Raw genomic sequence first — 14,755 nt, 5'->3', positions numbered from 1 at the left:
AAAAAACCGGATGCAGGGGAAATCACTAATTGGAGGCACAACATGAATAAAAAAATATTAGTTGTGGATGATGAAGAATCAATTGTAACACTTCTAAGCTATAACCTTGAAAGGGCGGGCTACGATGTCGTCACAGCAAGAGACGGAGAAGAAGCGCTTGAAAAAGCAGCAAGTGAACAGCCTGATCTAATTGTGCTTGATTTAATGCTTCCGAAAATGGACGGCATTGAAGTGTGCAAACAACTGAGAATTCAAAAAATGATGTTCCCTATTTTAATGCTGACAGCAAAGGACGATGAGTTTGATAAGGTGCTCGGTCTTGAACTTGGAGCCGATGATTACATGACAAAACCTTTCAGTCCTAGAGAAGTGGGTGCTCGGGTAAAAGCCATTTTGAGAAGAGCACAGCAATCTCAGCCGGCTCCCGTGCAAGAAGAGAAGGAAGAGATCATTGCAGACCAAATCAAAATTGGAGACCTGCGCATTTTACCTGAACATTACGAAGTCTATTTCCAAGAAGAACGTCTAGAGCTCACGCCAAAGGAATTTGAACTGCTTCTTTATTTGGCTAAGCATAAAGGCCGTGTCTTGACGCGTGATCTATTGTTAAGTGCGGTTTGGAATTATGACTTTGCAGGTGATACTCGTATTGTGGATGTGCATATCAGCCACTTGCGGGACAAAATTGAAAAGAACACGAAAAAACCAACATATATTAAAACCATTCGAGGCTTAGGCTACAAATTGGAGGAGCCAAAGCCAAATGAGTAAAGTGAGAACCCGCCTTTTTTCTGGGCTCATTTTTCTCCTGTTTATTGTGTTTGTTGCGCTTGGTCTTTTCTTGGATCATATGTTTCATATTTTTTATGAAACAAAATTAACCGAACGAATGGAAAAGGAATCGAGTTTTCTCCTTTCTTCAATGAATGTGGAAGATTTGAACGCGGAGCAAAACAAGAAGATTCTCAATCAAGCAAAGCAGCATCTCGATATGAATGCGTCGATTGTGGACGTGAAGGGGAATATCATACATACAACGGGTCAAGCAGAACAAAGGGCTGTCATTTTAAACACACTGAAAAGTGAGCAGCTCCAAACAAAAGGAATGTTCATTGAGGATGAGAAGGATGCGCTGTTTCATTATGCAGTTCCAATGATGAAACAAAACGAACCGGCGGGATATTTATTTCTTCATGCTTCATTCCAGCCTTTGAATGAGATTGACGGCCAGATCTGGCTTGCATTAGCCTTTTGTCTTGGTTCGGCCATCATTATCATCGTCTTTTTTGGCTATCGCATGTCGATGAAGTATGTAAAGCCGATTGATTATGCCACAAAAGTGGCCAAACAGCTTGAACGAGGGAACTATGATACAAATAACTATGAAGAGCTGATCATTGAAACAAGTGAACTCAATACATCAATGAAGCGTCTGGCAGAAAGTCTTCAAGATATGACAAGCGCTGGCGAAATGCAGCGAGATCGTCTGCAAACAGTTATTGAAAACATTGGAGCGGGGATTATTTTGATTGATAAAATGGGCTATATTCACTTAGTCAATCGAACATTCCGCAAGCAATTCAAAGTGCAAAAACATATTTACATGCACAAGCTGTATCATGAAGCCTTTACCCATGAAGAGATTATTGAGTTAATAGACGAAATTTTCATGACAGAAACCAAGGTTCGAAAGTTTTTACGTCTCGCTGTTGACATCGAGCGCCGTTATTTCCAAGTCGATGGTGTCCCGATCTTAAGTACAGACGATGAATGGAAAGGGATTGTTCTTGTCTTTCATGATGTGACAGAAACAAAGCAACTAGAACAGATGCGAAAAGACTTTGTCGCTAACGTGTCACACGAATTAAAGACACCGATCACGTCCATTAAAGGCTTTTCTGAAACACTTCTTGATGGTGCCATTGACGACAAAGAAGCGCTCACACAATTTTTGTCCATCATCCTAAAAGAGAGTATTCGTTTAGAAACGCTCATCCAAGACTTACTTGATCTCTCGAAAATTGAACAGCAGCATTTTAAGCTGAATATTCAAGAAGCCAATGCGACAGAAATCATTCAAGAGATTGAAGTGCTGCTAAAACAAAAGGCTGCTGAAAAAGGCATTGACCTACAAGTGCGTGTTCCGAAAGAGCCGGTCTATGTCATGGCAGATCCGCTGAGATTAAAACAAATTTTCCTCAACCTGATCAATAATGCCCTCACCTATACACCAGAGGGAGGAAGTGTCACGATCACAGCAAGACAGAGGAAAGACAGCTATGAATTTGATGTAGCAGATACAGGGATCGGTATGAAAAAGAGTGAGATTCCAAGAATATTCGAGAGATTTTATCGAATTGATAAAGATCGAAGTAGAAACTCAGGCGGTACAGGGCTTGGTCTTGCCATTGTCAAACACCTTGTCGAAGCACATGAAGGAACGATTTCTGTTCATAGCAAACAAGGCAAAGGGACGACGTTTACCGTGAGTTTAAAGTCAAAATAGAGAAGAATGGAAAGTGGCGTTAAAATTTACATGATCTTTACAATGAATTCATGTTTTGTTAATCAATCATTGGTAGGATGAATAGGAACCCCTTCATCCAAGGAGCCAATTTTGGAAGGACGAAAACACTTGTTGTTTTCGTCCCTTTTTTATGCAGGCTCGTCTATTTTCTTTTCAAAATAAACTTTGATAAAATGAACATACAATGTGCGAAAGAGACGGCTGAGCCGGCTCAGTCGATGGAGGATTAAAAGATGACAGATCAAAAGAAATTAGTACTTGTGGATGGAAACAGTCTCGCTTATCGAGCTTTTTTTGCTTTACCGCTATTATCCAATGATAAAGGCGTACATACAAATGCCATTTATGGCTTTGCGATGATCTTAATGAAGATGCTGGAAGACGAGAAGCCGACTCATATGCTCGTAGCATTTGATGCGGGTAAAACCACCTTCCGTCACGAGACCTTTAAGGAATATAAAGGCGGAAGACAAAAAACTCCGCCAGAACTATCAGAACAAATGCCGTTCATCCGTGAGCTATTAGATGCTTATCAAGTGAAAAGGTACGAGCTTCCGCAATACGAGGCAGATGACATTATCGGCACACTGGCTGTAGAGGCAGAAAAGGACGGCTTTGAGGTCAAAATCTTCTCAGGAGATAAAGACTTAACGCAGCTTTCAACAGACCATACAACAGTAGCCATTACGAAAAAAGGGATCACAGAAGTAGAATATTACACACCGGCCCATATTGAAGAGAAATACGGCCTCAGACCAGATCAAATCATCGACATGAAAGGGCTGATGGGAGACTCATCAGACAATATCCCTGGCGTGCCTGGTGTCGGTGAAAAAACAGCGATCAAATTACTAAAGCAGTTTGAAACGGTTGAAAATCTGCTTGATCATATTGACGAAGTCAGCGGGAAAAAGCTAAAAGAAAAGCTTGAAGAATATAAAGAACAAGCGGTGATGAGTAAAAAGCTGGCGACGATTCTCGTAGAAGCACCAATAGATGTGTCAAGCAAAGAGCTCGCCTATGAAGGTCCTCACATGGAGCAGGTCATCTCGCTTTATAAAGAACTGGGCTTTCAAACGCTGCTAGAGCGTTTAGGAGAAGCGCCAGAATCAGATGAACCAGTAGAAATAGACGAACTAGACGTGAAGAAAATGATAGATGTCACGGAGGACATGCTGACAGATCACGCTGCACTTGTGGTAGAACAGCTAGGAGACAATTATCACGAAGCCGATTTGATAGGGTTTGCGATCCATAATGAGAACGGTGCATTTTTTATGACAAAAGAAGATGCTCTGCAATCTGAAGCGTTTAAACAATGGGTACAGGATGAAACGAAGAAGAAATGGGTCTTTGATTCCAAAAGAGCGGTTGTTGCGCTCAGATGGCATGATGTTGATCTAAAAGGTGTCGATAACGATGTCCTGCTCGCTTCCTATGTGGTCAATCCGCAGAAATCTTATGAGGACGTTGCAAGTGTGGCGAAGGAATATGGCCTGAATATTGCCCTTTCCGATGAAAAAGTTTACGGAAAAGGAGCGAAACAGGCGATTCCACCTGAAGAAGAGCTAAAAGACCATCTTGGAAGAAAAGCAGCAGCGATCTCTGCGCTGCATGATTTGACCCTTGAAGCGTTAGAAAAAAATGATCAGCATGAGCTGTATGAAGATTTAGAGTTGCCACTTGCCCTCATCTTAGGTGAAATGGAATCTCTTGGGGTAAAAGTGGATGTTGAACGTCTTCAGAAAATGGGTGAAGAACTCACGAAGAAGCTGAAGGAATATGAAGAAACCATTCATCGGTTAGCAGGAGAAACATTTAACATTAATTCACCGAAGCAACTTGGTGTCATTTTATTTGAAAAATTAGGACTGCCCGTTATCAAAAAGACCAAAACCGGCTACTCTACGTCTGCGGATGTCCTTGAAAAGCTTGAAGACAAGCACGAAATTATTCGGTCCATTCTGCATTACCGTCAAATAGGAAAGCTGCAATCTACTTATGTGGAAGGCTTAATGAAAGTGACGCGCAAAGATACGCATAAAGTGCACACAAGATTTAATCAGGCACTTACACAAACAGGAAGACTAAGCTCAACAGACCCAAACCTTCAAAACATCCCGATTCGTTTAGAAGAAGGCCGAAAAATTCGTCAAGCGTTCGTTCCGTCAAAAGAAGGCTGGCTCATGTTTGCAGCTGACTATTCTCAAATTGAGCTGCGTGTCCTTGCGCACATTTCTCAAGATGAGAACTTGATTGAAGCCTTTACGCAAGATATGGATATTCACACGAAAACAGCCATGGATGTGTTCCATGTGTCAGAAGAAGAAGTGACTTCCTCTATGAGAAGACAGGCCAAAGCTGTCAACTTCGGAATCGTATATGGAATTAGTGATTATGGACTGTCTCAAAACCTTGGGATTACAAGAAAAGAAGCAGCGGCCTTCATTGAACGTTATTTAACAAGCTTTAAAGGCGTGAAAACCTATATGGAGGACATCGTGCAGGAAGCAAAACAAAAAGGGTATGTGACCACGCTTCTTAAACGTAGACGATATATTCCAGATATCACAAGCCGTAATTTTAATGTGAAAAGCTTTGCGGAAAGAACGGCAATGAATACACCGATCCAAGGCAGTGCCGCCGATATCATCAAAAAAGCGATGATTGATATGGCACGAAAGTTAAAAGAAGAGAACCTGCAGACAAATCTGTTATTGCAAGTGCACGATGAACTGATCTTTGAAGCGCCACAAGAAGAAATCGCCATACTAGAAAAAATCGTCCCTGAAGTCATGGAAAATGCACTTCAGCTCGATGTGCCGCTAAAAGTCGATTTCGCTTCAGGTCCATCTTGGTACGACGCAAAATAAAGAGAGAGAAAAAGGAGCGAGGAGCATGCCGGAATTACCAGAGGTAGAAACCGTCCGGCGCACTCTTCAGCGGTTAGTCAAAGGAAAAACGATTGAAACGGTCGATATCAAATGGCCAAATATCATCAAACGTCCTGGGGAACCGGAAGAGTTCGCTAGAAGGATGGTAGGAGAAACCATTCAAACCATTGAAAGAAGAGGGAAGTTTCTACTCTTTCATTTAGACCACTATGTGATGGTCTCCCATTTAAGAATGGAAGGGAAATACCGTGTACATGAAACTGGTGAGCCTTATGATAAACATGTACACGTCGTCTTTACGTTCACAGATGGTACCGAACTTCGGTACCATGATGTCCGTAAATTTGGGACGATGCATCTATTTCAGCCAGGCGAAGAAGAAAAAGAACTTCCGCTATCACAGCTGGGATATGAACCTTTTTCAGACTCATTTACACCAGAATATTTATGGGAGCAATTAAAGAAAACCTCCCGCGTGGTCAAAACGGCTTTACTTGATCAAAAGATTGTGGTTGGCCTTGGTAATATTTATGTAGATGAAGTGCTGTTTAAATCAGGCATTTATCCAGAAACAAAAGCGAATCAGCTAAGTCTTGAATCTTGCAAGGTGCTCCACAAACATATTATTGATACGCTTCAAGTGGCTGTTGATGCAGGAGGTAGCACCATTCGTTCCTACATCAATTCACAAGGTGATATTGGGACTTTTCAATTACAGCTTCTTGTATATGACCGGCGGGGAGAACCTTGCCAGACGTGCGGAAGTATCATAGAAAAAACAGTGGTTGGAGGGCGCGGCACTCATTTTTGTGTGACCTGCCAAAAACGCCCTTCATAAAAGTAAGCCGTCAGCATGCTTCCTTTTTGCCATGCATACGATAAAAAACATTCTTTTTTCAGCAAGGTGTAGACTGACACACAGCCCACCTGCTCTTCATATAGTGAAGAAGAGTCTAAGGACGCCTAGAGACTCTTGATCATCGTTGCATGAACAGAAAGGAAGAGTACAGGTATGATTTCGTTTTCGCTTCTGTTTTTAGCTATTGCCGTCAGCATTGACAGCTTTTCTGTAGGTTTTACGTATGGTCTTCGCAAGATGAGGATTCCATTTAAAGCCATCGTTATTATTGCTTGCTGTTCAGGAATTGTGTTGCTCATTTCCATGCTGATTGGCAGCCTGCTCACAACATTCCTCCCTGTCTCAGTGACAGATAAACTGGGTGGAGGCATTTTAATTGCCATCGGACTTTGGGTTCTGTATCAATTTTATAAACCAGCGAAAGAGCGTGATTTGCTCCTTCATGAAAAAACACTTCTCAATGTAGAAGTGCAGTCTCTTGGGCTTGTCATTCATATTTTGCGAAAGCCTACAAGTGCAGATATTGACCGCTCTGGCACCATTAATGGAATGGAAGCGGTGCTTCTTGGAATTGCTTTATCCATCGATGCATTTGGTGCAGGGATTGGTGCAGCGATTCTTGGTTTTTCTCCAATTGTCATGAGCATCACGGTCGCTGTGATGAGTTCTCTTTTTGTATGCATCGGACTGCGTGCAGGTCATTATTTGGCCAATTGGCGCTGGATCGATAAACTCGCATGCTTACCAGGGCTGTTGCTCATTTTAATTGGGGTGTGGAAGCTGTAAAGGAGGAAACGAATTGACGCTCGTCATTGGATTAACAGGCGGGATTGCTAGCGGAAAAAGCACAGTCTCGCAGATGATAAAAGAGAAAGGCATTCGGGTGGTGGATGCTGATATCATTGCAAAAGAAGCGGTTTCTAAAGGATCGGCTGCCCTTCATCAAATCGTTCAAACTTTTGGTGAAGAGGTTCTTCTGCCAAATGGTGAACTGAACCGGCAGCAGCTTGGAGCGATCATTTTTTCTGATGAAGAGAAAAGAAAAAAGCTCAATGCCATCGTTCATCCTGAAGTCAGAAAGGAAATGCTCGAGCAGCGTGATGAAGGGGTGAGCAACAATGAAACATTTGTTGTGCTTGATATCCCGCTCCTATTCGAGAGCAAGCTGGAAGGGCTAGTCGACCGCATCATCGTTGTGTACACGACGCCTGAATTGCAGCTGTCGCGGCTCATGAATCGAAACGACCTGAGCGAGGAAGAAGCACTGAATCGCATTCACTCCCAGCAGTCTCTTGAGGAGAAATGCCAAAAAGCAGACCGCGTGATAGAAAACACAAAAGATCTTGCTTTTATGAGAAAGCAATTAGAGAACATATTAAACGAATGGGAACATACAGATAAGTAAGAGTACATACAGTACTCTTCTTTTTTTATGCTTTTTTCGTCAATTTCATTGCAAAGAACAGCCCTTTTTTGAAAATATACGTTTATATACTGGCAATTACATTCTAATGTGATATACTAATTTCATAAATAAATTTATTGAGTATAACACATAATAGAGGAGTGACCTGTTCATGAAGGTAAAAGCAGCGATCAATGGGTTTGGCAGAATTGGACGCATGGTCTTCAGAAAAGCAATGCTTGATGATCAAATTCAAATTGTAGCGGTGAACGCAAGCTATCCTGCCGAAACGCTAGCACATTTAATTAAATATGACACAAATCATGGACGTTACGAATGCGATGTGACAGCAGAAGATGACGCGTTGATTGTCAATGGCAAAAGAGTGCTTTTGCTCAATAATAGAGACCCAAAGCAGCTTCCATGGGGAGAGCTTGGGATTGATATCGTGATCGAAGCAACAGGGAAATTTAATTCAAAAGATCAAGCGATGGGCCATATAGATGCCGGAGCGAAAAAGGTCGTACTTACAGCTCCAGGTAAAAATGAAGACGTTACAATTGTAATGGGTGTCAATGAGGATGATCTTGATCCTGAAAAGCACATCGTTATTTCAAACGCATCATGTACAACAAACTGTTTAGCACCAGTTGTCAAATTGTTAGATGATGAATTTGGCATCGACAACGGTTTAATGACAACGGTTCATGCTTATACAAATGATCAAAAAAATATCGACAACCCCCACAAGGATTTGCGCCGGGCAAGAGCATGTGCCCAGTCCATCATTCCAACGACGACGGGTGCCGCTAAAGCGCTTTCTTTAGTGCTGCCGCACATGAAAGGGAAATTACATGGACTTGCACTTCGAGTGCCAGTTTCTAATGTATCGATGGTTGATCTTGTGGTCGACTTGAAAAAAGATGTCACAGCAGAAGAGGTCAATGCTGCCTTTGCAACGGCTTCAAAAACATCTCTTGCTGGCATATTAGACTACACAGATGAACCACTTGTCTCCACAGACTTTAACACAAACCCTTATTCTGCTGTCGTTGATGGACTTACAACGATGGTGATGGAAGGCAGAAAAGTAAAAGTTCTTGCATGGTATGACAATGAATGGGGCTATTCTTGCAGAGTGGTTGATCTTGTAAAGTTTGTTGGTTCCCAGATGAAAGAGCTTTCAGCTGTTTGAAATGAAGAAGACTGAACGTCCCTTTTCAAGAAATGAGAGAAAATCCCACTAAAAACACAGCTTGCAAAATGGGTCTAAACAAAGTATACTATTTTTCGTGAACTTCTTGTTCGCAGACTCATTCGGGTATACTTAAAGGGTTAGGACCTCTTTGGACTAACTTTCCCCCGTGGTATATGTCCGGTCCGGCTGCTTAGAACTTCACTCTTTCATTCTTGTTTAAGGGGGGTCCATGATGGAAACAATCGGACGTCACGTTATCTCCGAGTTATGGGGATGCGACTGTGATAAACTGAACGACATGGATTTTATTGAAAAAACGTTTGTAAATGCAGCTTTGAAATCAGGAGCTGAAGTAAGAGAGGTTGCTTTTCACAAATTTGCACCTCAAGGAGTAAGTGGAGTTGTCATTATTTCTGAATCTCATCTGACAATTCACAGCTTTCCTGAACATGGTTATGCGAGCATAGATGTTTATACTTGCGGCGATCTAGATCCGAATATTGCAGCAGATCATATCGGAGATGAACTAGGTGCTGAAACAAGAGAAAACATCGAAATTCCTCGAGGCATGGGACCTGTACAAGTGAAACAGGCGCAAGCCAAAGCACTGTAAACATAAAAAAGATTGCAATGGGAGCTGGCCAAAAGCATTAAATGCCTTTGTGTTATGCTCCTTTTTATATTTGTTCCATACACGGGCATCCAGCATGATCCAACCTGTCTATACTTTTGTTCTAGGAAAACAAAGGTTTTTTTTATAAAATAAAGAAGAGGGTTTATGACAAAGGGGATACGTGTATGACTTTAGGACAAAAGCTCAAACGATTCATTTCAAATCATACAGAAACATCTGACCATCATCCAGTGTCAGAGCTGAAAAGCCATTACTACAAATCGACACAAACTCAAGCTTTTCAAGCGGTAGAAGCTGTTCTTTCAAGAAACGATTCCTATCAAGTGACATCTGTTTCAGCAGAACGAGGTGAAATCAGCGCAAACATACGAACGCCGAAAAAAGCTTTTCTCGTGGCGACTGTCATTTCAATTCGTCCTTTTGAAACAGCTGTCGATTTTAATGTGACAACAGAAACAGCACTGCCAACAGACTTTGGCTACAGTCAAAAGGCTGTTTTGTCCCTTTATAAAGAACTAGACAAACAACTTCCAAGAAGAGATCGGAGCTGATGAAATGAAATGTCCCACATGTCAGCACCTTGGCACAAGGGTGCTTGATTCAAGACCAGTAGATGAAGGGAAGTCCATCCGTCGGAGAAGAGAGTGTGAAAGCTGTCAATATCGCTTCACGACGTTTGAAAAATTAGAAGAATTGCCATTGATTGTGGTGAAAAAAGAAGGAATTCGAGAAGAATTCAGCCGGGAAAAGATGCTGAGAGGCCTCATCAAAGCGTGTGAAAAACGTCCTGTCGCTTTAAAACAGCTTGAGGATGTCTGTTTTAACATCGAGAAGGAATTGCGTAACCAAGGCATGTCAGAGGTGAAAAGCGAGCTTGTTGGGGAAATGGTAATGGACGAGCTGGCGAAAATCGATGAAGTGTCTTACGTCAGGTTTGCCTCGGTTTACCGTCAGTTTAAAGATATCAATGTATTTATTGATGAATTAAAAGATTTATTAAAGAAAGAACGCTAAAAAAGAGCTGAAGATTCTTCATGCTCTTTTTCCTGCGTAAAGCGTAAAACGCAAAAAGAGTGTACAATGAAGACAACCGTATTAAGGGAGGATCAGCATATGACAGAGCATTGGAAGGAAGTGCTAGCCGTCGATCCGTATGTCGTCAAAAGCGCTTCATTGCTCGGTGACATCGATAGACAGCTTATTACTCTTTTATATCAGCCGCTTATTGGCATGTCCGCTTTCAGTTTATACATGACGCTGTGGGGAGAGCTGGAACAAAATCGAATGTGGGGGAAACCCGCACCTCATCGTCAGCTGATGGTGATGCTGCAAACGAATTTAAATGATATTTTTGAGGAGCGCTTAAAGCTTGAAGCGATCGGATTACTCCGCACATATGAACAGGAAACGGAAGAAGGCAGACTGTTTACATATGAGCTCGTGCCGCCGCTGAGACCGGATGAATTTTTCCAAGACGGTATGCTGAATGTCCTTTTGTATCATCGGGTAGAGAAAGCAAAATATATGCAGCTTCGTGATTATTTTTCTTATCCAGGAGTTCCTGCTGATGCAAAGAACATCTCCCGATCGTTTGAAGAAGTGTTTCACGTCTTGCAGCCAGGAGAGCGCAAGATGACAGAGGAAATCAATCAAGCGTCATCGCTTGACGAGGGCTACGAATATGTGACAGTTGGCTCAAGTCAGCCTGCACCGCTTTCAGATGAATCTTTTGATTTTGATCTATTGTTAGCAGGCATGTCGGATATGATGATTCCGAGAAAGGCTTTGACAAAGCAAGTGAAAGAGACAATTAAGAAGTTAGCGGTCGTCTATGGCATCACCCCGTTGCAAATGCAAAATATTGTCGCAGGTGCCTGTGGTTCAGATCAGATGATATCAACTGAGGATCTGCGAAAAGCAGCGAGAGACTGGTATCAAATTGAATACAGAGGTGAACAGCCGAAGCTGATTGATCAAAAACAGCCAAGGCATTTACGTCACAATGTCACGCAGAATTCAGGTGCAGATGCACCTGATGCGAAATTGATTGAAAAGCTTGATCATATTTCGCCTAGAGAGCTTCTAAAAGATATGGCAGATGGCATTGAGCCGACGTATGCAGACTTAAGAATTGTTGAAGATATTATGCTTGAGCAGCAGCTAGAGCCTGGGGTCATGAATGTCCTGATCTACTATACACTGCTAAAAACCGATATGAAACTGTCCAAAACATATATGCAGAAAATCGCCGCCCACTGGGTGCGAAAGAAAATCAAAACCGTGGCAGCTGCTATGAAAATTGCCAAAGAAGAGAACAGGCAAATGACAGAATGGGCACAGCAAAAAAATAAGCGTCAATCATATGGATCAGGAAAAGTGATCCGCGAGGAGAAGCTGCCTGACTGGATGAAGGAAGCTGAAACGAAAGAACAGCCAAAAGAACAGACAGATAACTTGTCTACAGAGGACCTCGAACGAGAAAAAGAAAAATTGTTAGATCAGTTTAATAATATGAAAAAGTATAATGCACATTAATGTGAGGTGAGATGGAGATGAAACCGATCGGTCGTTCATTTGATCAGCTAAAAGGACGGGTAGATTTTCGCGTGAGATACAATCAGATTAAAGAAAGTGTCCTAGCTGATGAAGATGTAAAAGCTTTTTTAAAGGAGCATCAAGAGGACATCCAAGAAGACATGATCAATCGCAGCTTGAACAGGCTCTTTGAATATGTACAGCAATCAAAGGGCTGTTCTTACTGCTTAGAGGAAGAGAATGTAAATGTCATTTTAGACGGGTATCACCCGAAGCTTGTGATCAAAGGTCAAAGCATTGATATTGAATATTCCCCTTGTCCTGTCAAACTGCGGCTTGATAGACAGAAAAAACAGCAAGAACTTATGAAAAGTATGTATATTCCGCAGAATGTTCTTCAAGCGACGTTTGCTGATTTAAATGTGGTTGGAAGACAAGAAGTCATTCAAAAAGTAGGTCAATTCCTGCAAAGTTATGATGAAACAGGTAAGGGCAAAGGCCTCTATTTACATGGAAAGTTTGGGGTCGGAAAAACATTTATTCTGGCAGCGATTGCGCAGCAGCTAGCGGTAAAAGAGTATCCATCTCTCCTTGTATACGTGCCTGAATTTGTGAGAGAGTTAAAAAATTCATTAGCCGATCATACACTCGAAGAGAAGCTGAATATGGTCAAATCAACACCAATTTTAATGCTTGATGATATTGGAGCAGAGTCGATGACAAGCTGGGTACGAGATGAACTTTTAGGAACAATCTTGCAATACCGCATGGCAGAGCAGCTGCCGACTTTTTTCTCTTCTAATTTCTCACCAAATGAGTTAAAGCATCACTTTACGTACTCACAGCGCGGGGAAAAAGAAGAGGTGAAGGCAGCTCGATTAATGGAACGTATTCTCTACCTAGCTGAACCAGTTCTGCTTGAAGGGGAAAATCGCCGTCATTTATAAAAAGATAGGTCACGTGAAGGGGAGCGGATGAAATGAATAAAAGAAAATGGCTGCTTTTCCTCGTGATTGGGGTTGTAGCTGCTGTGCTATGGTGGCTCAACAAACAGCATCTTCAACTGTCGCCGAAAGATGTGAAGAATTGGATTCTTCAATTTGGGATGCTGGCTCCCTTTGTCTTTCTTTTCTTATCACTTTTTCGTCCATTTGTGCTTGTCCCTCTCACCGTCTTTTCGCTAGCAGCAGGTTTGGCATTCGGCAGTGTCCTTGGGACCATTTATGCCTTAGCTGGTGCGACAGCAGGTGCAACAGGATCTTTCCTGCTTGCCTCAACCTTCCGTTCAAACAAGCAGGAAACCGAATCAAGCAATCGGAAGCTAAAAGCGGTGACGTCCCGTATTCAAGAGCATGGATTTCTTTATATCCTCTTATTACGCATTGCACCCATTCACTTTGATTTTGTCAGTTATGCCGCAGCAGCTTCACGTGCGAATTATCGTGCATTTGCGGCAGCGACTTTTTTAGGGTTAATACCTGGTACTGTGGCGTTAAATGTCCTTGGATCAAGCTTTGTAAGCGGAAATTATGCCGCCTTAGCGATTGTTTGTTTGATTTATTTGATCTTTATCTCAGTGCCACTGATTTTAAAAAGAAAGATGCCTGATTTATTTTAGGCGTCTATTTTTTATGTTCCCCCCATATATATGTAACAGATGTCGTTAGGGGGGACAAACATGCTTGAAATAATCTTTGAAGATGAATATGATACCGCCGCTTTTTTACATCTTGCTGAACACTTGGACAGTCGGCATCACATTTCGATTCAACAAGGGAAAGACCGGCTTCTCATAGAAGCGAAGAAATCAGGAGAAGCCATAGAGCACATTGTGCGGACATTACTGATTCACTTTTTTTTGGAATGCAAAGAAAATGAACGCATGCGCAGCATCCTTGAAAACACATACTTATTTAAAGATCCAGAAGAGCAGCACCAAATTCTTTCAATCGCCCATAGCATCATGAAAGGGGATCTAGATGATATTCCTGGAATTCATCAAGACCCACCGAGGGAGGATCTGTTAAAAAAAGAGCTTGAGACGATTTCTTTACAGAAAGGTGTTTTTTCCATTGGTTCATTTATGACATTTAGGCTCTCAGCGTATGACAGAAGGCTGAAGAACTATGTTGAAGTATCCATCGAAGAATATAAAATGGAACAAGAATATCAAAACTTTATTCAATCCCTTCGAGACTATGTGATGTCAAGAGAACCTAAGCTTGAAAAAGTACATGTTGTGCATCAGGACCGCCTGATGATTTGGGAATTTCGGTACGCTTCTGAGCGTGATCAAAAACAATACATAGACAGACAGTTTGTAAGAGAGCATCCAATGTATATTGATTCGCAGTTGATTGCACCGCTTGTATCCATTGCGCCACAAAAGATTGACCTATTTACAGATGATACAGGTCACTCGATGGTGCAAACCATTCAAAATATTTTTCAAGAAAGAGTTGAGGTATTCCCTCCTCATTCGTTTCAGGAACAGCATGTTCAATTTGTTCCTAGTCATTTGGAAAAGAAAAGTGAAAAGCTTTCTTGATTTTCACGAAAAAACGTTTTATAATACGGTGTAACTTCATACAGAGACCGTATTGATAAGGACATGAACAAATGAACACCCGCTTAAAGAGAGGGAAGCCGTGGCTGAAAGCTTCCTAGCAGAGGACCATTTGCTTTACCACCTTTGAACATCAG

At 41.8% G+C, this 14,755-nt stretch carries 14 protein-coding genes and 1 other annotated feature (1 of these 15 cut by a window edge); all 14 genes read left to right on the top strand.

Going from position 1 to position 14,755, the window contains the following annotated elements; genetic code table 11:
• The first annotated feature begins 42 nt into the window (after window positions 1-42).
• The 14 genes from LCD32_RS12690 to ytxC all read left to right on the top strand — a co-directional run bounded on the left by LCD32_RS12690 (window position 43) and on the right by ytxC (window position 14,600).
• On the top strand, window positions 43-771 hold the full coding sequence (locus LCD32_RS12690) for a response regulator transcription factor (RefSeq protein ID WP_007501691.1): 729 nt from the start codon (window positions 43-45) through the stop codon (window positions 769-771).
• Window positions 764-2,506 carry a two-component system histidine kinase PnpS gene (gene pnpS / locus LCD32_RS12685; RefSeq protein WP_224563904.1) on the top strand — a complete coding sequence of 581 codons (1,743 nt, stop codon included), beginning with the start codon at window positions 764-766 and terminating at the stop codon, window positions 2,504-2,506. Before LCD32_RS12690 ends, pnpS begins: the two co-directional genes overlap by 8 nt.
• Window positions 2,507-2,760: 254 nt before the next feature.
• Complete coding sequence (gene polA, locus LCD32_RS12680) at window positions 2,761-5,400, top strand: DNA polymerase I (protein WP_060781266.1); 2,640 nt, start codon at window positions 2,761-2,763, stop codon at window positions 5,398-5,400.
• Window positions 5,401-5,425: 25 nt separating this feature from the next.
• On the top strand, window positions 5,426-6,259 hold the full coding sequence (gene mutM / locus LCD32_RS12675) for a DNA-formamidopyrimidine glycosylase (protein ID WP_224563902.1): 834 nt from the start codon (window positions 5,426-5,428) through the stop codon (window positions 6,257-6,259).
• Between the two features lie 174 nt (window positions 6,260-6,433).
• Window positions 6,434-7,066, top strand: a complete 633-nt coding sequence (gene ytaF, locus LCD32_RS12670; RefSeq protein ID WP_007501684.1) for a sporulation membrane protein YtaF — start codon at window positions 6,434-6,436, stop codon at window positions 7,064-7,066.
• A 13-nt stretch (window positions 7,067-7,079) separates the two neighbouring features.
• A complete protein-coding gene (coaE, locus tag LCD32_RS12665) occupies window positions 7,080-7,685 on the top strand; it encodes a dephospho-CoA kinase (RefSeq protein ID WP_224563900.1) in 606 nt (201 codons plus the stop codon).
• 172 nt (window positions 7,686-7,857) lie between these two features.
• Window positions 7,858-8,880, top strand: coding sequence for a glyceraldehyde-3-phosphate dehydrogenase (locus LCD32_RS12660; RefSeq protein WP_224563898.1), 1,023 nt, complete (start codon window positions 7,858-7,860; stop codon window positions 8,878-8,880).
• A gap of 235 nt (window positions 8,881-9,115) precedes the next feature.
• The gene (gene speD, locus LCD32_RS12655) at window positions 9,116-9,496 is read left to right on the top strand and encodes an adenosylmethionine decarboxylase (protein WP_003216492.1); all 381 of its coding nucleotides are present in this window, start codon (window positions 9,116-9,118) and stop codon (window positions 9,494-9,496) included.
• Window positions 9,497-9,681: 185 nt separating this feature from the next.
• On the top strand, window positions 9,682-10,068 hold the full coding sequence (locus tag LCD32_RS12650; protein ID WP_008346039.1) for a hypothetical protein: 387 nt from the start codon (window positions 9,682-9,684) through the stop codon (window positions 10,066-10,068).
• A gap of 4 nt (window positions 10,069-10,072) precedes the next feature.
• Window positions 10,073-10,531: a transcriptional regulator NrdR gene (gene nrdR / locus LCD32_RS12645; RefSeq protein WP_003216720.1), complete on the top strand. Its 459-nt coding sequence runs from the start codon at window positions 10,073-10,075 to the stop codon at window positions 10,529-10,531.
• A gap of 99 nt (window positions 10,532-10,630) precedes the next feature.
• Window positions 10,631-12,052 carry a replication initiation and membrane attachment family protein gene (locus tag LCD32_RS12640; protein WP_017367826.1) on the top strand — a complete coding sequence of 474 codons (1,422 nt, stop codon included), beginning with the start codon at window positions 10,631-10,633 and terminating at the stop codon, window positions 12,050-12,052.
• 17 nt (window positions 12,053-12,069) lie between these two features.
• The gene (gene dnaI / locus LCD32_RS12635; protein WP_008346034.1) at window positions 12,070-12,999 is read left to right on the top strand and encodes a primosomal protein DnaI; all 930 of its coding nucleotides are present in this window, start codon (window positions 12,070-12,072) and stop codon (window positions 12,997-12,999) included.
• Window positions 13,000-13,031: 32 nt separating this feature from the next.
• A complete protein-coding gene (locus LCD32_RS12630; RefSeq protein ID WP_017358261.1) occupies window positions 13,032-13,670 on the top strand; it encodes a TVP38/TMEM64 family protein in 639 nt (212 codons plus the stop codon).
• Window positions 13,671-13,730: 60 nt separating this feature from the next.
• Entirely contained in the window at window positions 13,731-14,600 is an 870-nt protein-coding gene (gene ytxC / locus LCD32_RS12625; RefSeq protein ID WP_008346029.1) for a putative sporulation protein YtxC, read from the top strand.
• Window positions 14,601-14,643: 43 nt separating this feature from the next.
• Window positions 14,644-14,755: a binding site (T-box leader), on the top strand (it continues 136 nt past the right edge of the window).

Origin of the sequence: Bacillus sp. RSS_NA_20, assembly GCF_020165915.1 — a bacterium.
GTDB lineage: Bacteria > Bacillota > Bacilli > Bacillales > Bacillaceae > Bacillus > Bacillus altitudinis.
Note: the sequence above shows the minus strand (reverse complement) of the source record. Positions and strands in the feature narration are given on the sequence as shown.

What these genes read in the sequence shown, in the direction of transcription:
- mutM (WP_224563902.1), top strand. Translation starts at nt 5,426, where the DNA reads ATGCCGGAATTACCAGAGGTAGAAACCGTCCGGCGCACTCTTCAGCGG.
- dnaI (WP_008346034.1), top strand. Translation starts at nt 12,070, where the DNA reads ATGAAACCGATCGGTCGTTCATTTGATCAGCTAAAAGGACGGGTAGAT.
- pnpS (WP_224563904.1), top strand. Translation starts at nt 764, where the DNA reads ATGAGTAAAGTGAGAACCCGCCTTTTTTCTGGGCTCATTTTTCTCCTG.
- LCD32_RS12650 (WP_008346039.1), top strand. Translation starts at nt 9,682, where the DNA reads ATGACTTTAGGACAAAAGCTCAAACGATTCATTTCAAATCATACAGAA.
- ytaF (WP_007501684.1), top strand. Translation starts at nt 6,434, where the DNA reads ATGATTTCGTTTTCGCTTCTGTTTTTAGCTATTGCCGTCAGCATTGAC.
- ytxC (WP_008346029.1), top strand. Translation starts at nt 13,731, where the DNA reads ATGCTTGAAATAATCTTTGAAGATGAATATGATACCGCCGCTTTTTTA.
- nrdR (WP_003216720.1), top strand. Translation starts at nt 10,073, where the DNA reads ATGAAATGTCCCACATGTCAGCACCTTGGCACAAGGGTGCTTGATTCA.
- LCD32_RS12640 (WP_017367826.1), top strand. Translation starts at nt 10,631, where the DNA reads ATGACAGAGCATTGGAAGGAAGTGCTAGCCGTCGATCCGTATGTCGTC.
- LCD32_RS12660 (WP_224563898.1), top strand. Translation starts at nt 7,858, where the DNA reads ATGAAGGTAAAAGCAGCGATCAATGGGTTTGGCAGAATTGGACGCATG.
- LCD32_RS12630 (WP_017358261.1), top strand. Translation starts at nt 13,032, where the DNA reads ATGAATAAAAGAAAATGGCTGCTTTTCCTCGTGATTGGGGTTGTAGCT.
- polA (WP_060781266.1), top strand. Translation starts at nt 2,761, where the DNA reads ATGACAGATCAAAAGAAATTAGTACTTGTGGATGGAAACAGTCTCGCT.
- LCD32_RS12690 (WP_007501691.1), top strand. Translation starts at nt 43, where the DNA reads ATGAATAAAAAAATATTAGTTGTGGATGATGAAGAATCAATTGTAACA.
- speD (WP_003216492.1), top strand. Translation starts at nt 9,116, where the DNA reads ATGGAAACAATCGGACGTCACGTTATCTCCGAGTTATGGGGATGCGAC.